Here is a 22,821-nt window from a genome sequence, read left to right on the forward strand (position 1 = left end):
TTTTATTACCTAAATCTCAGGATTCCCAATGACACCGATGCTTGATATTGGCGAAATGCTCCTGTCCGACACAGAGCATCAGCGTGATTACTTCTTTTTACCGTCATTAAAGAATATGACAAAGATTGGAACAGCGACTGAAATTGTAGAGATATATGCAGTGCTTAACGGCTCTGAATTAAATCAGGTATTAGCTCCAGCCATGAACGCTAACTTACCTGTATTCTTAATGCCAAAGATCGCCATTAATAAATGCACTAATCATATTATTTCATTTGCAATTCAGGTTATGGAAGCATGTTGTGAACAGTCATTAACCGAGCTTATTGGTGAATTCAAAGGCTGGCGTAATTGTATTGTTTATCGTCCCGGTAAGATGTCAAAAGAAAAAATAATCATTATTGCCAGAGAATTAATTGAGCATGGTGTAATCGGCAAAGCGAAAATAAGAAAGCTGCAAAAAAATGAAAGCAAGAATGATTACAGCTCTGAGTTTAATGCAATGGACTACATCAACTCAGCAAGGATTCATTTCAATATGTCACGCGCCGAAGCCGAACAGTTAACGATGACCGAGTTTCAGTTATTACTCAAGGCTAAATATCCAGAAGAGAAAGGTTTCACCCGCGAAGAATACGATGAAATAATGGATGCTGATGACCGCCTCCAGGAACGTTTAATTGCTGAAGAAGATGCGAGGCTAGCAAAAAATGGCTGATGAAAAAGATGTAGGGAGTATTGTCTATCAGGTTCAGATGGAAGTCGGGCAACTAATATTAGCTCAGCAGCAGGTAAGTGGACGGCTTGATAAACTGGAGCGAAATTTCGATTCAACATCTAAATCAGCCAATAATACCGAAAAATCATTTTTTTCATTAAGCAAAGTCGCTGGCGCATTAACTACCGCATTATCTGTCAAAGCTATCGCTGATTACGCAGAGTCATGGACGGTACTCAATAACAGACTGGTTAACGCAATAAAAACAGGCGAGACCCTTGCTGAGGTTAATAACCGTGTTTTTGATATTGCGCAGAACAGCCGCTCAAGCCTTGATAGCATCGCAACCCTTTATTCTCGATTAGAACGCGCAATGAGAAGCACTGGCATGAGTGGTGCTGAGTTAGGTGATATTACAACCACCATATCCAAAGCAATGACAATCTCTGGTGCGACAGCTTCAGAATCAGCGGGTGCATTGGTGCAGTTATCGCAAGCCTTAGCGTTAGGCGTATTGCGAGGGCAAGAGTTTAACTCAATGAGCGAGCAAGCCCCGGCATTAATGAAAGGGCTTGCAGATTCTCTTGGTGTTGGGACTGGTCAGCTACGGGCAATGGCGGCAGAGGGCAAGTTAACAACTGATGTCCTGATCACCGCATTTAAGCAGATGGCCCCAACAATAGAGGCTGAGTTTGCCAAGACAACAGCAACAATTGGGCAATCAATGCAGATTGCAACCAATAACGTCACAAAGTTTGTTGGTGAATCAGCAACAGTTAAATCATCAGTATCGGTATTTAATGGTGTGCTTGTGACACTGAGTGAGAACTTAGATGCTGTTACTGTTGCTCTTGGATTTGCCGCATCAGTTATGTTGGGCAAGTATTTAAATTCAATTGGTAATTCATCAAAGGTTGTTATTGATAAAGTTTCCGCTAATTCAAAAGCGGCAGTATCTGAGCTTGAACTCGCTAAAGATGTGCTTTTTAGAGCCGATGCAGAGGATAAGTCCACCGCATCAGCATCAGCAAAGGCCAAGAGTGATTTAGCTGCTGCCGATGCTGCCGTCGCCACCGCGAAAGCCAACGTCACAGCAATGGAAACGGCTGTTGAGCGTGGCAATGCCACCATTTTGCTCAGTGAAAAAACCATCGCACAAACTATGACAGAGATTGAGTACGTTAAATCTGTCGAGGCCAGTTCAAGAGCGAATATCAAGTCAGCCACAACGGCAGAAGCAAGGGCTGTTGCAGAAGATTATTTACAGGCATCAATTAAGTCTCGCGGCGCGTTAGAGGCAAAATTAGCCGCAGAGCAAATGACACTAGATGCTAAAAGACAAGGTGCTGTAGAGCGTTTGATAATGGCTGATGATGCATTAACGGCGGCGCAGGCTAATAGGGCTGCGGCGGCAATTGCGGCATCTACAGCAGAGGCTAAGCAAGCGGTAACTACAAATGCGGTTGTGGTTGCTACAGAAAGATTCACACTAGCCACCGCAGCGGCAACGGTAGCGGCTAGAGCTAAACAAGTAGCCATTAGTGCGCTTAGTTCTGTCTATTCACTATTAGGTGGCCCTGGTGGAGTCATAATGCTTGCGGCAGCAGCTATCTACTATTGGTATCAAAAAACAGAAGAAGCAAAAGCAGAAGCGGTTAAATTTGCCAATTCATTAGATGGTGTTATTGAAAAGATGAATCAGATGAGTGCTACGCAATTGCGCGGCACTATGGCTGAGGCTGCTAAATCAATAGAGACACAGAAAGATGCTGTCAGTGAACTAGACGGTGAGCTGAAAAAGCTGAACGATTCATTATCAGTACAATTGGCGCGTAGAAACGCGCTTGATGCTATTGGCGATACAGGGACTGAAGAATATTCAAAAGTATTGGGCCGAGTTGCTGAAGCTGAAAATGCTGTAGCAATAAAATCGGCAGAACTTGAAAACGCCAAAGGTCAGTTATCTGGCACTCAAAAAAACCTAGATATCATCACTCAGCAATATCTAGTCACCATGCAAAATAACATTACAGCTACAGATTCTGCCATTAGTCGTGGCGGGGTGCTGGCTGGCGTTCAGAATGCTGTTGCACATGCATTTAGTTTATCCACTGATGCTGTATCTGGTTATAACGGGCAAATTAACTTAATGAAACCATTAAGTGATAAGTCGAAAGTTCTGATTAAAGCCGCCGAGCGTCGAGTTGCTTTAGCGAAAGCGGAGGGGGTAGAAAAGGCTAAACTGCAAGCGCAGTATGCTGCTGAAGATTCCGGGGAAACTGATGATAGAGTAATTCAGCGAACCCAAGATTTAGCTATTGAAGAATACAACTTAGGTGAAGCTAAAAAGAATACCAAAAAGGAAACGGCAGCAGCAGCGAAGGAAGAGAATAAAGCAACAGCAGAGAACGCTCGACGAGTTAAGCAACTTCAAGAATTACAATCTGGAACTGAAGCACTGATACTTACCGAGCAGCGCCGTTATCGTGAAGCAGCGCAGGCCGACGCGGTATCCAAGCTAGGTAAAGATGCTACAGCGGCGCAAATAAAAGAGGCCCAAGATTTAGCGGGCCAAGAGTTTGATATCAAGCAGCGCATTAATGATCGTAAGGCCGCAAGTGACATAAATTACTATGCAGCCGCTGATTTAAAACGCAAAGACGACTTAGATCAAACCGACAGAATGCTAAAAGCAGAGCTGATAACTTTCGAGCAGGCTCAGGCCAGAAAGGCGCAAATCGCAGTTGATTATCAAAAAACGATTGCAGAGGCGACGGCTGCCAAAGCAGTAACACCACAGCAAGAATTAAGCGGATTAGTGGACCCGGTTCAGGCACTGGCAAATGAACACGCGAAGAAATTAGCTCTTATTCAACAGTTTGAGACACAGAAAGGGGTCATAACAGCTAATGGGTTGGCGTTAATGAATGCTGCAAATACCCAGTATGAGCAGGCAAGGATAGCGGCCCAATGGGAAGTATTCCGTAATCAAAGCGTAGGGAATGAGTCTCTGGCAGCAGCATTTGATTCGCTAGCTGGTAATGCATCAAACGTGTTCACCGGCATCATTACCCAAAGCATGACGGCAGAGGAGGCGATGCGTTCTCTTGCTAGCAATGCGCTTAACAGCCTAATTAACGGTTTTGTTCAGATGGGCATTGAGTGGGTTAAGTCTGCAATTACGGGCTCTACAGCTCAAGTTGCAGCCACCGCCACGACAACCGCAGCGGCCGTAGCAGGAACCGCGACAACCACGGCAGCGAGTGTATCTTCAGCAGCAGCAACAACCACAGCGTGGACTCCAGCAGCTATCGTTGCTTCCATAGGGTCGTTTGGCGGTGCCGCCGCTATCGGTATCGGTGCCGTTGTAGCAGCAATGGCGTTAAGTGGAAGCTTATCCGGTAAACGGAAGAATGGTGGTCCAGTCAGCGCCGGCAGCATGTACCAAGTCGGTGAGGGAGGTATGCCTGAGATTTACCAAGCGGGTACCGGGAAGCAGTACATGATCCCAGGCGACAATGGCAAAGTAATCAGCAATAAGGATATGCAAGGTAGCGGTTCTGCTCCTAACGTCTCCATTCAGTTTATCGACCGATCCACAGGTAGAAAATCATTCGATGCCCAGTCATCAATGAGCGGGAACAATCTCACTGTAACTGCGTTCATTTCTGACCTTGAGGAAGGTGGCCCAATGTCTCAGTCAATCACTAGAAACACCACAGCATCACGGAGGGCTAACGGATGATTGCAGAATATCCTGACTGGCTTCCACTTGCGCAAAAATCTGGCAAGAACATAACCAAAGATACGGGGTTCAGGACAGACCAGCCAACGGTTGGCGCGCCAATCTTCCAGAAATTGACCGATGATTTAAAGGCGTCGTTTTCGGTTACGTTTATCTGCACTGCTGCTCAGCATAGGGCTTTCTACCAGTGGCTAAGAAGCCCTAATTACCTTGATAACTGTAATCGCTGGTTTCGGCTAAAAGTATCCACCGGTACTGGCGATTCAGGCGTTGAAGAGCAAGTATTGCACTTCACTAGCTACCCACAGTTTAACCAAAGTGGGAACATTTTTACGTGGACCGGTAGCGTGGTTGCCAAGCAGATAATCAGTGCTGATGATGACCTTGATGACATAATTATCGAGCTTCCGGCACCGTGGGGAAGTTGGCTGGATGTCATCGTTACAGAAACATTACCCCGGAGCCCATAATGCCAGGATTAAGAGAGTACCTTTCTCATCGGCCTAACCGAGTGATGTATATAACGCTTAAGTTTACACATCCGGCATTTGAACAGGTCCGGCTTGTTGCTGACCAGATGTTTCAAAAAACGCTCGGTGGGGAGGTTTATTCACCCAGCCGAATGGAAGTATCTGAAAGTGAACAAAGCGATATCCCCATAATTCAATGCGCTGTGAAGTTAAGTCGCGTAGCTCAAGACATCAAGCAGGGGCTTAAGGGTTGGACGGGGGCGCAACGGATGATCCCCATTACGGCCATATATCAAAAGTGGGACTCTATCGATATGACAACAGCGGTCAGTACCTGGTCACTGTTTGTTAAAGATATATCGATGGATGAAAATGACGTAACGGCTACCATCGCGCTTAAAAATCCGATGATTAACAATGTCGGAAAACCTTACAATACAACCGACTTCCCCGGACTAATTAACATCTAATCGCTCAGCCGTCCTTATCTGCGAACGAGAGTAACGTGAATAAATCAGACTTTATTAACCGGATGATTGGCGTTCCGTGGGTTAACCGTGCCTATACGCTTGATGAATGCGATTGCTGGGGCTTGGTTGTCCTTTATTACAAGCACGTCATGAAGATAGATATCCCTATTATTGATGACTATCTAAACAACTCTGAATTTGGTCAGTGCTTCTCAATTGTTATCAGGCGATGGGTGCAGTCCAGTTCAGTAGTAGATGACGGCATGGTAGTGGCCTATTACGGTAATAAGCCCGTACATGTCGGTATCCTCATCGGTAATAAGGTGCTTCATAGTCGCGGAGAGTCAAGTGCTACACGGCTTGACCGGCTGACTGTCTTTGAGCGGGTTTATACTAAACTGGAGTTTTATCAATATGCCGAAAGTTAAAATTACGGCAATACCTGGCGTGCCGAACAAGACTATATCTGCGAATACTGGTGATAGCATCCAGTCAGTGATTGATAAAGTAAACCTATTCCATGATGCATCAGTTTTGTTGAACGGCGTGATCCTCGATGATGATTTTGATATTTCATATCAGCTTGATGAGCACGACGTATTAACCATCATAGACCAACCAAAAGGGGGGCTTTTTAAAACGCTACTAAACCCCCTGGAGCACTTCAACCCGATAAAGTTTACCAAGAAAATACTTGGGTTTTTAATTCAAACTCCATCCGCTTCATTTGCTGCTGATGTTAATTCCAAAACCTCAACGAATAACAGCATTAAGGCCCAAACGAATACAGCAAGGAACGGCGAAGCGAGGCCGGATAGTTTTGGGTTTATACGCTCATTCCCCGACCTTATTCAGTCCGGGCTTACTGAATACATCAGTAATGACCAGTATGTGACGCAATGGATGAATTTCGGCTTGGGGAAATACACCATTTCATCTATCAGGTACTCAGAATCTAATATTGGCTCAATGCCGGGTTCGTCTTACCAAATTTACCAACCAGGTGAAACAATCCCACAAATCATTGAACCGATACTTTTTGATGATGTTGATGGGCAGGAGATACCCGGCGCTAACGAATCATCAGATTTCCCAGCAGAGACAGCAACCACTAATATAATCGTTTCAGGAAATATTGAAGGTAATGAAGCGGTAGTCAAAATTGTTAAAAATAGCGGCTTCGATTATTTTTATGACCTGGATAAGCCACACGCAGTAACTATTATCTTGAATGTAACTTATCCTACAGCATCGGGAAGTGAGACGAAGGATATTACATTAAGTGCAAATATCACAGATGCACAGACAACAGATAATGGCGACCTGATATCGCCAATATTCTATTACGATTTCACATTCACAGGGCTTAGTGGATCTGACTATAGCCAATTGCCTATTAGTACAGTAGTCAATACAACATTGTTTACCATTAATGACAATGAGGCACTTGTCGTTGGCCCGATGTACTCACCAATAGCTTCAAAGCAATTGTGGGTTAATTTAAAAGCTAGCCTTGGCAATAATGCATCAGCGAATGTAAAGATAGACTGGGTTAAAGTTGATGATGATAACGTGCAAATACCGGGAACAGAAGAGACTATCAAAACCACAGTAACCAACTCGACAGGAAAGAGTGACAGTAAATATAAGACCGTTAAAATTACACCGGCAGCAGGATATGGACGATATGCGATTAAATTTCAACGCACTGATAATAGTTCAGACTCAAATAGTTTGGTAGTAGAGTCTATACAAGGGATAAATATCAGGAATAACGTTGTATATCCTGACGACACAATTATTACGATAAAAATACGTGGCACAAAAAATGCCACTCAGTCTCGGCAGCTAAAATTTAATGCGATGATTTATCGGCACGTCATTTCTTATGACAGGATAACAAAAACCATTAATTATACAGAGGCTCCAAGTCGTAGCTTTGCAGATATTGCTCTTCATAACTGGATAGTCGTAGGCAGGCAGGATCCATCATCAATTGATATTGATGGACTGTATGAGATATCTGATTCCCTATCAGACCCAAGACTGGGTTATTTTGACTTCACATTTGACGATGAGGATGCATCGCTTGGCGAGCGCATAAAAATAATTTGCGATGCGGCTACGGTAACGGCTTATGGAAATAGCGGCGTTCTATCATTTACGCGTGATGAGAAAAAGATTTACCCGGCTACGGTGTTCACCACATCGAACATGAGGCCAGATAATTACTCGCTGAGTTACGATATATCACTGCCAGGTACCTATGACGGTGTTGTTGTTAAGTATCGAAACCCGACAACGAATAAACAAGACTTTGTTCGCATGAAGATAGTGGATGGTGTTGTCACGGAAGGTACCCCAGTCAAAGGGAAGCAGATTGACATGTTATATGTCAGGAATCGGTTTCAGGCTTTAGATAGGGCCACGAAGGAGGCGAGGCGGTTGATCCACTCAAGGATGTCGATGACAGCAACTGTGATGTCTGACGGGGAGTGGGTGAATCTTGGGGATATGGTTCAGGTTCCTGATATGTACGATGAGCTTCATCAGCAGGGCTATATCGTACAGCGCGATGGTAACGATTTTGACACCAATGAAAGAATCGATTTTTCTTCCAGTCCATTATTCGTCGTAATAACAGACAGTATGGGATATCCGACAGGAAAGTATCTTGCACAGAAAAGAGAGGATACAGACTTTGGGTTTACTGCTGAAATTCCAGAAATAAGTTTAAATATATGGGATGGATGTGCAACTCAATCATCTTCGCGATTTTTTATTGCTAATGAATCTGAAATTGAATTAACGAAATGGACAATAACAGATAAAACGCCAAACACAGACGGGACAACATCTTTAACACTCGCAGAATATAGCGACAAAATACATGAGTATGTCATCTCATAACTAATATCATTAACCAATAAGACCCAGCCAATGCGCTGGGTTTTTTTATGGAAAAAATATGGCCACTACACCGACACAAAATCCAGTCCCAAGTGAATCTCCACGTGATTTGAAATTCAATGCGGGTAAAATTGATGAGTTCGTTACCTCATTTGTTCTTAAATATACAGATCGACTTGGTCGTGACCACTTAACTATTGAAGGTCTCAAGGATTTAATAGAGCGGGCCATTAAAGCTTTTGGTTTTATCACGATGGACTCGTTTGAAGATGGGGCAACATTAGATAATTCTAGCCAGGTATTACGCTGGGAAAGTAATGGTGAATATTACCGCTGGGACGGATCATTCCCTAAAGTTGTCCCGGTAGCGTCTACTCCTGAAACCTCTGGTGGTGTTGGGATTGGTGCGTGGTTGAGTGTTGGTGATGCAACATTACGATCAGCTCTTGCTGAGGATATTGGTGCTGAACTTATAGGACGCCCGGGCGGAGGAACTGTTGCGGATGTCATGCCAATGCAAGAGCCATTGAATATAAACGTTCCTGCTGACTATCCATCGATATCAAGCGCCTTAATGAGTTTACGTGATAGAAGGTTTCCAGGTGTCACCGTCACGATTAATGTATCCTCTGGTGTTTACACTGAGTCTGCAACATTGCCTAGTGCTCATGTGGATGGGGAAAACATCAGCATATTGGGGCAGACAGATGATTTTTTAGCAACATCAATTTCATCGGTTGTAGCTGGCACGTTCTCTGTTAAACATTGGGATGGCGTAGTTAAAAATCTCAATTACCATACGGTCACCGCAACTTTATCCGGCCCTATTCCAACGGTTGGCCAGTACCTTCTTGTTAAGTCAGCGGCTGGTGCTGATACCGCTGAATATCATCTCGGTGTGTGGGAAGTAACATCGGTAGCAGGTAACGAGGTTACATGGATAACGTCGCTACACTCCGCTCCACCTGTTGGGGCGATGATGCTGTCAGGAAAGATCCTACGTTCAGTAGTTCAGTTTATTGACGCCCAGAAAGGACCAACTGCACTTCAAGTAGAAAATTCTCTTTCTCTAGGATTGATCGATGGCTTAGCTATCGTTGGAGCGTGCCGACCAACAGCATACGGTTCTCGAGGCCCTTCTAACTATGATGTATTCGGTGGTGATGGTGGTAATACTGGTATTGTTGCGAGGGATGGTGGAGTTTTAAATATAGGTTCAACTGTGGGCATTAGTGGGTTCTCGGGTTCTAATGTTTATGCAAATAGAAGCGGAACAATTGTTGTTGGCATCGGTGCTGCATCATCAAACTCTGCGCGTAACGGTTGGGGATCCGCATCGGCAGTAATTCAATGTCAGGCCGCAATAGCATCAGGCAACTTAATAGATGGGATTATTGCACAAGATACTGGATTCACGTTTGCTACTCAGTCAAAGTCATTTGGTAATCACCGACATGCTTATATTTCTGCGGCTGGAGCTTCGCTTAATATTACCAATTCATCTGGTCGTGGCTGTCTTGGAAATGGACTTGAGGTTATTAATGCTCAGGTTTTAGCTAATACGTCTGTTCTTACAAATAATATTGGGCATGCTATAAATAATGTAGCTAGTGAAATTCGCGCGCCATCATGTGACTGTCGAAATAGTGGTGGGGTTATTTGTTCACTAAGTGGCTCTCTTAATATTACTAGCTCTAATCTAGAAGGGGTTACAGTAAATGCCATATCTGGTGGATTCATTGATGTTACTGGCTATTCAGGGGCCGCAACTATTACACCAGTTGTGAATCACTATTCAATCTTCGGTGGATTCGTTGCTAATGGTACAGCTCAATCATTCATTGGGTTTAGCCCATCTGGCACTAACTCAGCTATGCGTTTATCAGATACGAACCACATATGGATTGGAACAGCTTCTGACCTTGCAGGACAGACCGCAGCAAGGTTGCATTGTAATGGCGCTGCGGTATTTGCTGGAACAGTTCTACCTTCAACAGATGCAAGCATAAACCTCGGGTCAGCATCTCTTCGATTCAATATTGGTTTCTTCGCTGGCGGAACTCAATCCAGTTCTGATGCTAGATTGAAAAGCCCTGTGCGCCAAATGACGGATGCTGAACTTAATGCTGCAAAGCGTATCGGTTCGATGATAGGTTTTTGGACGTGGTTAGATGATGAATCAAAACGCCAGCGGGCAGGGACAACAGTACAGGCTGTGATAGCTGTAATGGAAGATGAGGGGCTTGACTGGACTGAGTACGGATTTATTGGCCACGACAAATGGGATGCGGTATACGAGAACATATTTACAGAAATGCCAGATGGTTCGGTCATTGATACGGGAGAATCTAGACTGGTTAAGCCTGCAGGAGATCTTTGGCAATTTCGTGATCAAGAGTTAGACCGATTTATCATGCGTGGACTTGCTCAGCGACTCAGTGATATTGAAGCTAAACTACCCTCTCAGTAATCCATAACTGTACCCTTATACATCTAACTTAAAAACTTAATGAATAAGGGTGATGGTTTAAACTAATGGCTGTTGATTACAGTAGTGATATAAAAATATACCAACCTACATTAGACGGACTCCATTGTTCGGCGCAGATTAAGCAGTCGCTCTTTGCGCGATTGGATACAGGTCTCAATCGCCGCAGCGAGCGCATCTACTATGGCCTTATTATTTGGCTCTAGCTTCCAGGCTGATGAAAATGCATCCTCAGCATCATCGTGTAGTTGCATGTCGCGGAATGTTAACCCTCGCTGGTAGTGTGCCGCAGCCATGCTAGGTTGCAGTTCCGAGGCCCTGTCAAACGCTTGAATTGCTTCGGCATGGAATTTTGTCCGGCGTAGGCTTATTCCTAGCTGTAAATGGGCTTTACCAAATGATGGGCATTTACCAACTGCCGCGCGTTGAGAGTTGACAGCACCATGCAGATCTCCTGCATAAAGTTGGGCCACCCCAAGTCGATACCAAGCCACCCCAGCACGACCGGATTTGAAGGTGATTGGTGAAAGAATGGATACCGCATTTTTGTAGTCTTTCTGGCGTATGGCCTCATCGGACGCGACTAATGCCTGAACAACGGCAGGGTAGTTGCAAAGATCACCTGGGTTGGGAAGTTCCGGCATTGGCTTGCCATTAACAAAGGTCGTGGCAACTTGGCTGAGTCCATAAACCTCATGCAGATGGGCTGCTGTTGAGTGGGCTTGGTCGGCAATGGTTGATACTGAAACGCGAGGCAGAACAGTCATGCGCTGAGCACTGATCAGATCAACGATGTCCATTTCTCCAGCATAGATGTGAGCACGTGTACCTGAGCTTTCCAAAAGTGGTAAAAGGTCATTATAGTGTCGCGTTGCGGTACGCGGCATGTTTTTTGCTGATCGGCTGTCAGGCAGGTCGAGGACCGTTTCTGGATCGAAGGCAAGAGAGGGGGCGTTAAGTTTTGCACCAAATAGCAGAGCGCCGTAACCTCCCATACTGCTTCCCAAGGTGAAAATATCCTTAGCTCTGATCTGTTTAGCTATTTCCTTGATTGATGTACATGCCTCATCAACTGACGTTCCTAATCCCGGTATTCCGGTCTGGTACCAGCCGTTATTAATGTCGTTGACATACAGAACATCATAGGGGAATTTTTCCAGCGAGCGCACAAATGTGAATCGCCCTGCTGGGATCTTCATGCTAGAAAATACGACTAACAACTTTCCTAGTTTTTTACCACGTTGCAACTTGTAGTACGGAGCCTCCAGGCTCTCGTCGAATTTACTTTTGTTTAGCATGTTTAGATTCATAAAGTAAAATCCTAGTTTACACCGCTTGGCATAATGCGACTAGAGGTGATACCTATTGAGATGAAGTGTAAATACAAAACCGGACTTAATGGTCCGGTCATATCCATATGAGGAGCTTAAAGTTTAGGCTAATCATCTGTACCGGCTCATACTTAATTAGACACATTTACTATTCAGGGTATAGTCAGCGCTGGTGGTCGGCTTAGTGCCAAGCGGACATTGAGCACGCTACTGTGTGCTAATTAACAGGGAGTAGGTCAATAAAGACCAACATGACTGATTTGAACAAATTTCCCACATACAATCATGAGGCCTTAATTCTATTAATTTATTCGCACGGAGCGAAATCACAATGTCTAAACGCAAGCAAAAAGAATACGAAAACCCTGGTTTTGACTCAACAATCTATGTTTTTCCGCAGCAAATTGCCGATACAGCCAACGCATTTCGCGAGATAGCGGTTAGCCTTGCTAAAGTCCCTCTGGACGCACACGATGTTAAGCGAAATGTTATTTATACCAACGCAGCTTTTGCAATTGAACTTTATTTTAAAGCATTCCTGGTCAAAAGAGTTTCAGCACCGTTCGATTGCATCATCGAAAATGACCAAGTTGTTCAAGCTGAATTTGATGATGAAAACCGTGTCACTCTTTGGCACTCACGCTTGGTCGTTCCTGAAGAATATCAAAAGCACAACTTACAACTGCTTTTCAACGCTCTTGGCGACGAACTGAAAGAACGCGTGACACAAGAGGTTCTGCAGGCAAGTAGCTCGATCAACACCCCAATTGAGTTGCTGGAATTCTTTAACGACATTAAGAGCTACTTTGTTGATAAGCGTTATGAGTTCCAGGATTTTATTTTTGGAGTTCCCAAAGACTCCCATGTCATCCATGTCCTGATTCCCGTCTTAAATGCCATTGGTAAAGCTCTAGCGGAACCGCCAGATATGCCTATTCCCGAATTCATGCAGGTGTAGTAAAAGGAATATGAAAGCCGTTACACAAAGCTATACATAGTAAATTAAGGTAAATTAAGCGAAGAGCTTTCTAGCTCCTTTTAAATACATACGCACGATGAGTTGATTCACTATCCGCTTGGAGCCCGAAGTGGACACACAGTTTATCTACGGGGAGGCAGACTGCGAGGGACGGCTGGCTTGATAAAGGAGGCGGAAGTGGTCATAATGACAGCATGCTTCTGACCTTGGAGTATCTCCGGTCAATCAGGAAGCCTCTAAAGGCAGTATAGTCTCGTAAATTATTAAGGCCCCCGCTAAGCAATTATCGGGGGCCTTAATAATTTAAAGGGTACATTAAGGCGCTTCAGTCAACTCTTTCTGATGGCCGCATCAGATCAAACATAGGTAAAAGATGAATGAAGGATAACAGTCTGGAGAGTGTTTTTAATTCCTACTTCAATAACAAAAAAGACTTCGCTGATTTCCATACTCTCAGGACGGAAGACGAGGTCAGCCTAATTCCCCTGAGTAAAAAAAAGGTTGAGCTTTACCAGTGTTCCGACAAGCTTAAAGTTATTCATACTTTTCTTTCTCGGTTTGTGTTTAGCGAAATGCCTGTGAGAAAAGATATCGTTTTTTCTTACCAGAAAGATGTGAATATTACTGACGCCGTCCGGCCGCACTGCAACAGTGAATTTATCTTTAAAACTGATATATCGAAATTTTTCCACTCAATCAGCGCTGAAGCCGTGTCTCACACGCTTTCAAAATACTGTGCCAATATACGAACAGTGGACTCTGAAGAGGTCAGAGAGAATATCGAGAGGATCGTTTACCTGTGCACTATCGATAAACATCTACCTGTTGGATTTTCATGCTCGCCTTCAATCAGTAACTTCTGTTTTTATGATTATGACAATATTATTGAGGCCTATTGCAACGAGAACGGCTATATCTACAGTCGTTACTCGGATGATCTGATTATTTCATCGCAGGATGAAATGGATAAAAACATGATCACTGGCGACCTCATGGCCATACTGTCATCTGACGCATTCCTGAAACTATCTATCAATCATAAAAAAACAAAATTCATTACGAAAAAGTATGAAAGAAAGATTCTGGGAATAAGCATACTTAACGACGGGAAAATGACGGTCAGCAAAGCAACCAAGACGGATATTGAAGTGAAGCTGCATCTGCTCAAAACTGACAGAAAAAAACTGGTGGATTATACCGGGATGGATGAAATAGCGTCGATTCTGTCAATCGCAGGTGTGCTGAGTCAGATTAACAACATCGACAGAGACTACCTTTTTCATCTACGTAAAAAATATGGGAACGCCATAATTAGCAAGCTACTCAGAGGCAAGGAACTGCTGAAATGATCGTTAGTGTAGATATCAGAGCGTTGCAGCATCTGGCTGAAATTAGCGTATCTTTTGACTTTTCACGCGACCCACTTATCTGTATGACAAGCAAGAATGGCGTGGGTAAAACCTCCATTATTAAAGCGCTCGCCCTACTCAAGGACACCGCCATCGTCAGTAAAACGTCGTCAGTGTTTAGCATCAGTGAAAAGACGCAGATAGACGTTAAAATTAACGAAGACGTCTATACTTTTAGGTACAGTGATGGTGATCTTGATACGAAGAATATTCTCCGAGATGAAGCGTTTCTGAACGTCGAACTGCCTATTCCTTACGGTAAACGTTTCTCAGATTTTCCCTCCTTGGGTAGCATTGATATGACGTTGAGGGAGAAGTACTTAAAAAAAGACTATGAAGACGCACACGAACTTATAGCTTTTCTCAATTCCGTTTACAGGGATGAAAACAAGTTTCAAAATCTGAAACTCGTGAACATAAAGGGAGTGAACTACTATTTTCTGCCGCTTGATAATAACCGATATATACGCGAAGACTACTTCAGCTCAGGAGAGTTTTTTGTTATCAGTATTTTCAAGATGATAACGTCCTCAAGTCGGCTTATCATCATAGATGAAATAGACGTATCCCTTGATTCCTCAGCGCAGGTTTCACTGATGAGTGCGATCAGGAATATCTGCATCGAAAGGGAAATAAAAATACTCTTTACCACTCACTCTCTCGCCATCATGAAAAGCATCTATGAATACGGCACGCCAATCATCTACCTGAAAAATGAAAACGGTGCGGTCAGCCATAATCAGGTCTCTTACAGCTTTATTCAACTGGAAATGTTCGGGTTCCAAGGGTATGACAAGTTCATCTTCACCGAAGACATGACACTTGAACATTATATCAACCTTAAGCTCTCCACTATGGCAACAAAGAACCGGGTCAAGGTCATTTACATTGGTGGCTGCAGCAACGTGGTTGATTTGATGAAACGTAATGCAGCGACCGGTTTCATCTGCTCATCCAAAGATGCGATAGCCGTTCTAGACGGTGATGCGAAAGCCCAATACGGTCACCGCGCGGACGTCATTATCAGTCCTTACGATGATATTGAAGATGAAATATTCAGGAAGTACAAAGAAGAAAATGCGGTGCATAATCTCCCGGATGTCGCGCCAGAAAATGCAAAATCTAAAGCATACTGGAAAAAGCTGCAGGAAAATCGTAAAGAACATAATCTGACCCGAGAAGACATTTTTACTATCTTAGAACATGGTTTTGAAGAGAAAGTATCGGTTTTTTATCAGACACTGTACTTATTTATCAACCGTTAGATGCGAAAGTACCTCTGGCTCACCGTTGTAGTACGTGTAGCTTGCTGTTGATAGGGAAGAATTACGGATGCCAGAAGCGGACATTACTAAAACCATCAAATATGCATTTAAAGGGGATGTGATCTTGCACGCCCCCCCCGATTTATCTCCTGACCACTTTGAAAGAATGCCTCCTTTCACTATGGATGCGCTTAAATGTGTGGCCTTAGTCTCTGTTCCTTTTACCGTTACCACTGATCGCGACTCTTATTATCTTTTCTTCCTGATTGAGTACTCGTATAAAACCCAAGATTAACGATAGATTAAATCCTTACTTTGTAGAAACTACCTACCCCACTATATCTCCCCCCAATAAACTCAGATCAAAAAAGCGCACTTGACGTGCGCGTAGGCAAGATCGGGATTCAAACTCTAAATGCTTTCTCAATAGAGGCTACTTAGAAACTATGAAGGAGTATCGCTTAATTTTTTAAAGAAAAAATTATGTAAAACCCTTAAAATTCCATTTTCATCGAACTTCTCTTCTGACTTTATTTGACCCTCAGCATCACAGATACATAAAAACCATTCGTTGGTATTTGAATGATGTTCAAACATATATTTCTCATCAAATTTTGTTTTGCTTTGTGGAATGCTGCCATTCTCATGCGGCTCAAAGTGAAAAAGCATATTCCCTTCATGATTCTTGATTGTGTTCTCAAAAAAACGCAGAGTAATGGCGCCATGTGATATAGTTAAGCAGTCAACATTGCACTTAAATGAATTGGATTTTTTATTGGTAACATATAGCTCTTTAGAATTTGTCTCAATTGTAAGGGTAGGATGGAATTGATATTTTTCCCCAGCAGTCAGGATGGTTGTATTTAATGCGTTAAATGCGTTTTTAACAAAGTCTAGTGCTGCATTATTTTGTTGAATTTTAATATTTTGCCGTACCAGCAAACTTTTAAATTCTTCTGCGTAGTATTCACTTTTTTCATTCATTTAATGCTCCTTAATTAAAATAAACCATTTAAAATGATAATCTACGTTACTTGGTATATTAGGCAATGCTCATATTTATTTCCAATATTTTACTTTAAAATCCGATAACAATTCCCTGTTTTGACATGCAATTTCTCCAGTAACTTCCTGGTTTCCCCTGATCGACTACACTTGCTTCCATCATAGGAATTGCTCGAAACTCTTCTTGCGAACTTAATGAGTCTCCAGCTCGAACATACTGGCCTTTATGCCAAAAAATTGACGTCAGTGTAGTTTTACCGTTATGGCTTTTAGCATCACTGCCTACCAAGTTTGTACAATAACGAGCTGCTTTATCAGCAACTAAGAAATTTTGATCTTCATGACTCGTAACTTTTTGACTTGTACATCCTGTGAGAACAGCAACTGCCATTACAGAGCAGATGATGAGAAACTTACATTTCATATGTTTATCCTTGTGATGTATAAAATACTTATCGGGAATTTCTTAAAATTCTTGATATTTTTTCAAAACTAATGTCTCTGAGCGGCATGAAGGTGACAAACATGGTTCCGTTTAGCCCTGTAAATAAACGTAGCCGGGCTCTGCCCAGAATATTTCCCTGCCATCCTCCGATCCTTGTATGTAATAAGGGGTAACGGGACACAAGTCAGCTATTCAAGCTTACCTCAACAGAAAAAATCCTTGGTACAAAGTTTTCAACATTGGAATCTAAATTTGAGCTAGAAAAAGTTGCGGCTGGGCGCAGAACTAAAATTACATTTTGTGCAGATGACTTTCATTTTTTTCAGTGATAAGAACAACTCCGAACTTCTGCTCCTCGTTCGTAAGGGACAACCATACTCAAATCTCCTACATTGCAGGATGTTTGAGTGTATGAACACATCACCGTGGAACAAAGACCGTATCGTCGGCCAAAAAAGACCACTTCAGATATCTCATATCTGGGGGATCCGAATCCGGCTTGAACTGGAAGGTAAAACGCGCGATTTAGCTCTGTTCAATATGGTCCTGGACAGTAAGCTTCGAGGCTGTGATCTGGTCAAACTCAAAGTATCTGATGTTGCATATGATAGCTCTGTTTCAAGCAGAGCAACGGTTGTGATGGCATGTCTTCCATCACTGCAATGATTAACCGAACTGCCAATCAGTCTGGTTCACCCCGCATTATGGGTGGCGTAGAGCTGAGACAGTATTTTCAACTCAATTACACAATTGGTGATGTTGCACCTTTCGAGTTGATCACACAAAACATGATGAAGCTAAAATGAAAAAGTGTTTCTTCCTTCTTACGGCCGTATCAGCCTGAAAAGTTCCGCGGGGTGACCTGCTCACCGCCAATCAAATACGCAGATATTATTGATGCACATCCGGTAGTAGTAAACTGCGAGCTTCCGCTTTTCGCTCATAGCCGACCGGTACAGTTCTGGCAGGCAGCTTGGCTGCCAAATAGCGGACGTTTTTAGGCTGACAATAAAATTATAAACTAGGGTACTGTATGAGGCAGTGGCTAGATATCGTAACGCTTCGTGTGACTTGATAAAGGGAGTAAGACTAATGGATTCTTTTTTCTCATCGATAGCTAACTGCCATGTTCGCTGGCAAGATTTGCCGGGAAGTGGCGCGCCGATGATTTTTGTTCATGGATTAGGGTGTGCTTCTTCTTACGAATATCCAAGAGTTGTCACAGAACCATCGTTTGAAGGGAGAAAGGCAATTCTGATTGATTTACCTGGTTGCGGATATAGCCAAAAGCCACAGAATTATGGTTACTCGATTACCGACCAGGCGAGGGTAGTAGTTGAGCTGGTAAAACATCTAGGTTTAAAGCAATGTTTTTTGTATGGGCATAGCATGGGAGGCAGCATCAGCATCGAGGTGGCTGAACTTCTAGGGGAACGTTTGCTGGGGCTGGTAGTATCTGAGCCAAATTTTCATCCCGGTGGCGGTTTTTTCAGCAAGAAAATATGTAGCTACAGAGAAGATGAATTTGTTGACATTATCTGGCAGCAAATGGTGAAGGAAGAAACTAGCCCATGGGCTGGTAGCCTTGCAGTAGATGCTCCTTGGGCGGTGTGGCGCGGTGCTGCCAACCTAATTGTTGGTAATAATTGGCTCGAGCGTTTTGTTCAACTGCCAATTACAAAGCAGCTTATCTTCGGTGAATACTCTTTGCCAGATGATGATTTTTCCAACCTAACTTCCTCCGGAGTTTCAACGTGCATACTGCCAGGCTGCAGACACTCAATGTCGTGGGAAAATCCCAGAGCACTTGCCGAAGCATTATCCAACTTTTGCCGATAATTTATACCATGTTCAATTGTAAGTTGCTGTATAGAATCTCGAAAGTAAGTATCCTGCAACTTAAAGTATATTTTGTATGGTTAGCCATTACTAAAACGATTGACTTGAATTTTAGTTCTAAAAACTTTTTGAGATCAGTCCGTAGTTCTTGCCCTTAGAATATCGAATTAAGAACACAGTCCTATTTCTGCTCCTCGCTCTTAACCGACAGTCAGATTTAATAGTGCCTTGCTACAGAACACAATCAGATCTGATTACGACTAATACAAATCACAGTAGATGTATTTACATGCCCAGTCATCAAATTTTTATCTAAATTTACATGTTTATTAATCATTTTCTTATTTATACAGAAATCAGTGTTAGGTACGCATTAAACGTATCGAAATTTTTACGAATGGTTCCGAATTAGCAGTTAACTATATGAATTTAAAGACTAGGGAAGTAAGGTAATGGAAGGTGTTTTTTGAGATGATATTTATTTAATTGTTTGATTTTAAAAAGAAAAATCATTTTAAATCTAAAAGAGGAATCGTATTCGGTCTTTTTTTATTCTATTGATTTTATTGATATTTTTCATGTTCGTCCGAAAATGTCCGAAATTTGTCCGAAATCTTGATACTCGGTCTAAATTTCTACCCACTCATTTTTACGCGAATCAAGGTACACATTAGTCATTTTCATCGACTTGTGACCGAGCAATTTCTGTGCAAATTCCTTACCGTATTCTGCTTCATACAGCCGGGATGCTAGGCTGCGGATCTCGTGAAAACTGGGCGGGGATATTTCATAAACCAGATCCGTTGCTTTCAGTGCATAACTCGACCTCTTCCTGCAAGATGAATCCCCAGGCGCTGCACCTGAGCGCAAACACTCGGTTAGAGGAAAATAGAGGGCGGTTATCGCAGCGTCAGGGGCTAACAGCGACTCAGAAACAAGTGAAGGCACTGACTGCTCAGATTGAAATGATGGGGCGAGACCGAATATTAACAGCTGATCAGAAAAGAGAGAAGATTGACCGGATGATGGTAACTAGAAATAAACGGGTACAGCAGGCGGTGGAAAGAGTATATCCGCATTCTAATCATTAAGTTAAAAGGGAGTTTGAAAGAACTCCCTAATTTATTGTGCACAGAAAACCTCCAGCTAGGCTGGAGGTTCCGTAAAGCTTTCAGCTTTGAGCCAGTTATAAAAACCCCTTTTGATTTGTTAAAACAGTTTGCGGTCTGGCCACTGCAAATGTTCAACAAGAAATCAAAAGGGGGTCCCTATGAGGGACGAAAAGAGCTTAGCGCACACGCGATGGAACTGTAAATATCACATAGTTTTTGCGCCGAAGTACCGAAGAAAGGTGTTCTACGGGGAAAAGCGCAAAGCGATAGGCAGTATCTTAAGAAAGCTGTGCGAATGGAAAAACGTGAATATTCTGGAAGCAGAATGCTGTGTGGATCACATCCATATGCTTCTGGAAATCCCGCCCAAAATGAGTGTGTCGGGTTTTATGGGATACCTGAAAGGAAAGAGCAGCCTGATGCTTTATGAGCAGTTTGGCGATTTGAAGTTCAAATACCGTAACAGGGAGTTCTGGTGTCGAGGGTATTACGTTGATACGGTTGGGGAAAATACAGCCAGAATACAAGAATACATAAAGCACCAGTTGGAAGAGGATAAAATGGGTGAGCAACTCTCGATCCCCTATCCGGGCAGCCCGTTTACGGGCCGTAAGTAATCCATAAATGCAAATGTCAGATCGCGATGCGCCTGTTAGGGCGCGGCTGGCAACAGAGCCTTATAGGCGCATATGAAAAACCTCCGGCTATGCCGGAGGATATTTATTAAGCTTTGAGTAAAGCAATGTTGCCGCGGTTATAGATGGCTTGAATTGCCAACTCAAAGGTAGTCTCATCTGGAGGTCGTAACTTTATGAGTCAACCAATTTTCCAGAATGGACGGGTGCAAATATTTTTCACATTCCAATATTTAACAGGGTTTTTAGCATGATCTTTGATTACGTCATCGGAGTTTACCGATGCGTCCGGGGTGAAGTTTGCGGGGACCTGAATGGCTTGGCTTCCCGAGGCTATATAATAATACTTCCCTGCTTCCGGAATTAGTGATGAATGAGAGTTTAGAATATATCCCCCGCCTTTATTTTTGATCTGCGAAACAGAGTATAGGACATTGGGTTTTATCTTACTAACTACTACATTACCTTTAGCTTGAAAGATATTTGAGTCAAGTTCATAGCGATCAGACATATCGTAGCAATTGTTTTGGCTGTTGAACGTGTAAGAACCTAGATAGATGGTGCCTACATTTCCCTCACGGTTAAGTACATACAACGTCGCAGCATCGCTTCCCGCGTAGTCTTTGTAATCAAGAGGTAATACATTAGCGCACCCTGTAAGCCCCAGAGAGATTACAGTTACGATGACGGTTTTATTTAATTTCATATCGTCCTTTATTGTGTGTAAGTTCGTTGCCCATGTTAAATACAATAATTAGTAGATAGATGCTTTATCGGCTGTATTTGATTTTTCTTCAATCATATCAATACCTGTACTTTGCTTAGCTGGATTGTTTTATAAAGATAAATTTGTACCTATGGGCCTATCCACGTGGGCTGACACAATTGGATTTAAATCATACTTTCACAGTGTAATTCGCAGGGTGCGCAAGACTATATTTCGCTCATAACTGCTCTTGATCCTTCTGCTGGTAGCTTAGTGCCAAAAGCGGGCATTGCTACCGTAATGTAGATTTGTTAGCAACAGAACAACGTGTGGTGATAAGTTAGCCAAATTATGGAGTTATTTAAGGGGGAATAATGTTTACGAAGCAAGCGCCTCAACTTGAAACAGATCGCTTGATATTAAAGCAATTTACGCTCGATGATTTTCTTGCACTAAAGGCATGCTGGGCCACCCCTGAAATGGCTAAGATTAATGGCGGCGAAAATCCTACGGCAGAAATGGTCTGGACCCGTTTACTGCGTTATATCGGACATTGGCATGCGTTGGGTTATGGATACTGGGCAGTATTTGAAAAAACAACAAATCGTTATATTGGTTCGTTTGGCTTCCAGGATGCACATCGCGATATCACGCCTGAATTGGAATATCCTGAGGCTGGATGGTCTTTAGTTTCAGAAGCTCGTGGTAAAGGTTATGCAACTGAAGCACTGGCCGTAATTTTACTTTGGGCTGACGGGACATTTTCTTCTCCAGTATGCTGTATTATTGATGAAGAAAATAAGCGTTCCAATTATTTGGCTGAGCGTTTTGGTTTCCAGTTCCAAACTTATGTTTCCTATCGTAGTAAGCAGGTAAGATTATTGGTGCGTCGGTAAGTTCTAAATTCGCGCTTTTACACTGCCAACTGCCACTGACTTATACCTTGCTGCCTAACAACGTCCAGATCGCCACCCTGATCTAGACATTTTCAAATGCATGCTACCCATTTATCGACAGGTCCAACGCCCGCTCCTAGCTCATAACAGACCGAGAGCAGTACACATTGTTCCGTTCTGTGCCAGAGGCGGGCGTTTCTGACTTCACGCTACGTTTATTTATAAGGTGAATATCAAGTCAGACTAACAATTTACTCCTTGATGCCGATACCTTTATTTCTTAATCAATATATGAAGGAACATGTATGTACTGCTTACGCCCTTTAATGTGCCCACTTTTTTTTCTGTCTCTCTTGCCGTTTTCTTTCGTTCAGGCTGCTGATACGCTTGCATTGATA

General features: G+C 43.0%; 18 protein-coding genes and 2 pseudogenes. 15 read left to right on the forward strand and 5 right to left on the reverse strand.

The genetic code is table 11. The annotated features are described in order from the left end of the window. Positions 1 to 28 precede the first annotated feature (28 nt). The 7 genes from A6J67_RS13390 to A6J67_RS13420 are packed head-to-tail and all read left to right on the forward strand — an operon-like array spanning position 29 to position 10,783. Positions 29 to 718, forward strand: a complete 690-nt coding sequence (locus A6J67_RS13390) for a DUF6246 family protein (protein WP_080608220.1) — start codon at positions 29 to 31, stop codon at positions 716 to 718. After that, the gene (locus A6J67_RS13395; RefSeq protein WP_080608221.1) at positions 711 to 4,463 is read left to right on the forward strand and encodes a tape measure protein; all 3,753 of its coding nucleotides are present in this window, start codon (positions 711 to 713) and stop codon (positions 4,461 to 4,463) included. The genes A6J67_RS13390 and A6J67_RS13395 overlap by 8 nt, the downstream gene beginning before the upstream one ends. After that, positions 4,460 to 4,933 (forward strand): hypothetical protein, encoded by a 474-nt coding sequence (locus tag A6J67_RS13400; RefSeq protein WP_080608222.1) that lies wholly within the window; start codon positions 4,460 to 4,462, stop codon positions 4,931 to 4,933. The genes A6J67_RS13395 and A6J67_RS13400 overlap by 4 nt, the downstream gene beginning before the upstream one ends. Next, a complete protein-coding gene (locus A6J67_RS13405) occupies positions 4,933 to 5,403 on the forward strand; it encodes a DUF1833 family protein (protein ID WP_080608223.1) in 471 nt (156 codons plus the stop codon). Before A6J67_RS13400 ends, A6J67_RS13405 begins: the two co-directional genes overlap by 1 nt. Before the next feature lie 35 nt (positions 5,404 to 5,438). Then, on the forward strand, positions 5,439 to 5,831 hold the full coding sequence (locus A6J67_RS13410) for an NlpC/P60 family protein (protein ID WP_080608224.1): 393 nt from the start codon (positions 5,439 to 5,441) through the stop codon (positions 5,829 to 5,831). Further along, positions 5,818 to 8,313, forward strand: a complete 2,496-nt coding sequence (locus tag A6J67_RS13415) for a host specificity factor TipJ family phage tail protein (RefSeq protein ID WP_080608225.1) — start codon at positions 5,818 to 5,820, stop codon at positions 8,311 to 8,313. Before A6J67_RS13410 ends, A6J67_RS13415 begins: the two co-directional genes overlap by 14 nt. Positions 8,314 to 8,371: 58 nt before the next feature. After that, entirely contained in the window at positions 8,372 to 10,783 is a 2,412-nt protein-coding gene (locus tag A6J67_RS13420; RefSeq protein WP_080608226.1) for a tail fiber domain-containing protein, read from the forward strand. A 110-nt stretch (positions 10,784 to 10,893) separates the two neighbouring features. Here A6J67_RS13420 and A6J67_RS13425 read toward each other — a convergent pair whose 3' ends face one another. Then, positions 10,894 to 12,111: a tetratricopeptide repeat protein gene (locus A6J67_RS13425; protein WP_080608227.1), complete on the reverse strand. Its 1,218-nt coding sequence runs from the start codon at positions 12,109 to 12,111 to the stop codon at positions 10,894 to 10,896. Between the two features lie 352 nt (positions 12,112 to 12,463). Here A6J67_RS13425 and A6J67_RS13430 point away from each other — a divergent pair, with 352 nt between their 5' ends. From A6J67_RS13430 to A6J67_RS13445, 4 genes are all read left to right on the forward strand, one after another. Further along, positions 12,464 to 13,090, forward strand: coding sequence for a hypothetical protein (locus tag A6J67_RS13430; RefSeq protein ID WP_080608228.1), 627 nt, complete (start codon positions 12,464 to 12,466; stop codon positions 13,088 to 13,090). 398 nt (positions 13,091 to 13,488) lie between these two features. Next, a complete protein-coding gene (locus tag A6J67_RS13435; RefSeq protein WP_080608229.1) occupies positions 13,489 to 14,460 on the forward strand; it encodes a reverse transcriptase domain-containing protein in 972 nt (323 codons plus the stop codon). After that, a complete protein-coding gene (locus tag A6J67_RS13440) occupies positions 14,457 to 15,785 on the forward strand; it encodes an AAA family ATPase (RefSeq protein ID WP_080608230.1) in 1,329 nt (442 codons plus the stop codon). Before A6J67_RS13435 ends, A6J67_RS13440 begins: the two co-directional genes overlap by 4 nt. Positions 15,786 to 15,852: 67 nt before the next feature. After that, on the forward strand, positions 15,853 to 16,080 hold the full coding sequence (locus tag A6J67_RS13445) for a hypothetical protein (RefSeq protein ID WP_080608231.1): 228 nt from the start codon (positions 15,853 to 15,855) through the stop codon (positions 16,078 to 16,080). A gap of 149 nt (positions 16,081 to 16,229) precedes the next feature. Here the strand turns inward: A6J67_RS13445 and A6J67_RS13450 are convergent, their stop codons facing one another. Together A6J67_RS13450 and A6J67_RS13455 are read right to left on the reverse strand one after the other, a co-directional pair. Beyond that, a complete protein-coding gene (locus A6J67_RS13450) occupies positions 16,230 to 16,769 on the reverse strand; it encodes a hypothetical protein (RefSeq protein WP_080608232.1) in 540 nt (179 codons plus the stop codon). A 94-nt stretch (positions 16,770 to 16,863) separates the two neighbouring features. Then, positions 16,864 to 17,214, reverse strand: a complete 351-nt coding sequence (locus A6J67_RS13455) for a hypothetical protein (protein ID WP_080608233.1) — start codon at positions 17,212 to 17,214, stop codon at positions 16,864 to 16,866. 432 nt (positions 17,215 to 17,646) lie between these two features. On the opposite strand from A6J67_RS13455, the pseudogene A6J67_RS13460 reads away from it, so the two are divergent. Together A6J67_RS13460 and A6J67_RS13465 are read left to right on the forward strand one after the other, a co-directional pair. Next, positions 17,647 to 17,874 (forward strand): annotated as a pseudogene (locus tag A6J67_RS13460) (integrase); the annotation flags it as partial. A 453-nt stretch (positions 17,875 to 18,327) separates the two neighbouring features. Then, positions 18,328 to 19,074 (forward strand): alpha/beta fold hydrolase, encoded by a 747-nt coding sequence (locus A6J67_RS13465; protein WP_080608234.1) that lies wholly within the window; start codon positions 18,328 to 18,330, stop codon positions 19,072 to 19,074. A gap of 627 nt (positions 19,075 to 19,701) precedes the next feature. On the opposite strand, the pseudogene A6J67_RS13470 reads toward A6J67_RS13465, so the two are convergent. After that, positions 19,702 to 19,881: pseudogene (locus A6J67_RS13470) on the reverse strand (tyrosine-type recombinase/integrase); the annotation flags it as partial. Positions 19,882 to 20,344: 463 nt separating this feature from the next. Here A6J67_RS13470 and tnpA point away from each other — a divergent pair. Then, entirely contained in the window at positions 20,345 to 20,803 is a 459-nt protein-coding gene (tnpA, locus tag A6J67_RS13485) for an IS200/IS605-like element IS1541C family transposase (RefSeq protein ID WP_050297751.1), read from the forward strand. 199 nt (positions 20,804 to 21,002) lie between these two features. On the opposite strand, the gene A6J67_RS13490 is transcribed toward tnpA, so the two are convergent. Further along, on the reverse strand, positions 21,003 to 21,527 hold the full coding sequence (locus A6J67_RS13490; RefSeq protein WP_050297750.1) for a hypothetical protein: 525 nt from the start codon (positions 21,525 to 21,527) through the stop codon (positions 21,003 to 21,005). Positions 21,528 to 21,901: 374 nt separating this feature from the next. Here A6J67_RS13490 and A6J67_RS13495 point away from each other — a divergent pair, with 374 nt between their 5' ends. After that, positions 21,902 to 22,423, forward strand: a complete 522-nt coding sequence (locus tag A6J67_RS13495) for a GNAT family N-acetyltransferase (protein ID WP_050297749.1) — start codon at positions 21,902 to 21,904, stop codon at positions 22,421 to 22,423. The last annotated feature ends 398 nt before the right edge of the window (positions 22,424 to 22,821 follow it).

It is taken from the genome of Yersinia sp. FDAARGOS_228 (genome assembly GCF_002073315.2).
Classification (GTDB): Bacteria; Pseudomonadota; Gammaproteobacteria; order Enterobacterales; family Enterobacteriaceae; genus Yersinia; species Yersinia intermedia.

Excerpts from the sequence above, each read along its gene's own strand:
- A6J67_RS13430 (WP_080608228.1), top strand. The coding sequence starts at position 12,464 with ATGTCTAAACGCAAGCAAAAAGAATACGAAAACCCTGGTTTTGACTCA.
- A6J67_RS13490 (WP_050297750.1), bottom strand. The coding sequence starts at position 21,527 with ATGAAATTAAATAAAACCGTCATCGTAACTGTAATCTCTCTGGGGCTT.
- A6J67_RS13395 (WP_080608221.1), top strand. The coding sequence starts at position 711 with ATGGCTGATGAAAAAGATGTAGGGAGTATTGTCTATCAGGTTCAGATG.
- A6J67_RS13390 (WP_080608220.1), top strand. The coding sequence starts at position 29 with ATGACACCGATGCTTGATATTGGCGAAATGCTCCTGTCCGACACAGAG.
- A6J67_RS13495 (WP_050297749.1), top strand. The coding sequence starts at position 21,902 with ATGTTTACGAAGCAAGCGCCTCAACTTGAAACAGATCGCTTGATATTA.
- A6J67_RS13425 (WP_080608227.1), bottom strand. The coding sequence starts at position 12,111 with ATGAATCTAAACATGCTAAACAAAAGTAAATTCGACGAGAGCCTGGAG.
- A6J67_RS13455 (WP_080608233.1), bottom strand. The coding sequence starts at position 17,214 with ATGAAATGTAAGTTTCTCATCATCTGCTCTGTAATGGCAGTTGCTGTT.
- A6J67_RS13445 (WP_080608231.1), top strand. The coding sequence starts at position 15,853 with ATGCCAGAAGCGGACATTACTAAAACCATCAAATATGCATTTAAAGGG.
- A6J67_RS13435 (WP_080608229.1), top strand. The coding sequence starts at position 13,489 with ATGAAGGATAACAGTCTGGAGAGTGTTTTTAATTCCTACTTCAATAAC.
- A6J67_RS13450 (WP_080608232.1), bottom strand. The coding sequence starts at position 16,769 with ATGAATGAAAAAAGTGAATACTACGCAGAAGAATTTAAAAGTTTGCTG.
- A6J67_RS13400 (WP_080608222.1), top strand. The coding sequence starts at position 4,460 with ATGATTGCAGAATATCCTGACTGGCTTCCACTTGCGCAAAAATCTGGC.
- A6J67_RS13415 (WP_080608225.1), top strand. The coding sequence starts at position 5,818 with ATGCCGAAAGTTAAAATTACGGCAATACCTGGCGTGCCGAACAAGACT.
- A6J67_RS13420 (WP_080608226.1), top strand. The coding sequence starts at position 8,372 with ATGGCCACTACACCGACACAAAATCCAGTCCCAAGTGAATCTCCACGT.
- A6J67_RS13440 (WP_080608230.1), top strand. The coding sequence starts at position 14,457 with ATGATCGTTAGTGTAGATATCAGAGCGTTGCAGCATCTGGCTGAAATT.
- tnpA (WP_050297751.1), top strand. The coding sequence starts at position 20,345 with ATGAGGGACGAAAAGAGCTTAGCGCACACGCGATGGAACTGTAAATAT.
- A6J67_RS13465 (WP_080608234.1), top strand. The coding sequence starts at position 18,328 with ATGGATTCTTTTTTCTCATCGATAGCTAACTGCCATGTTCGCTGGCAA.
- A6J67_RS13405 (WP_080608223.1), top strand. The coding sequence starts at position 4,933 with ATGCCAGGATTAAGAGAGTACCTTTCTCATCGGCCTAACCGAGTGATG.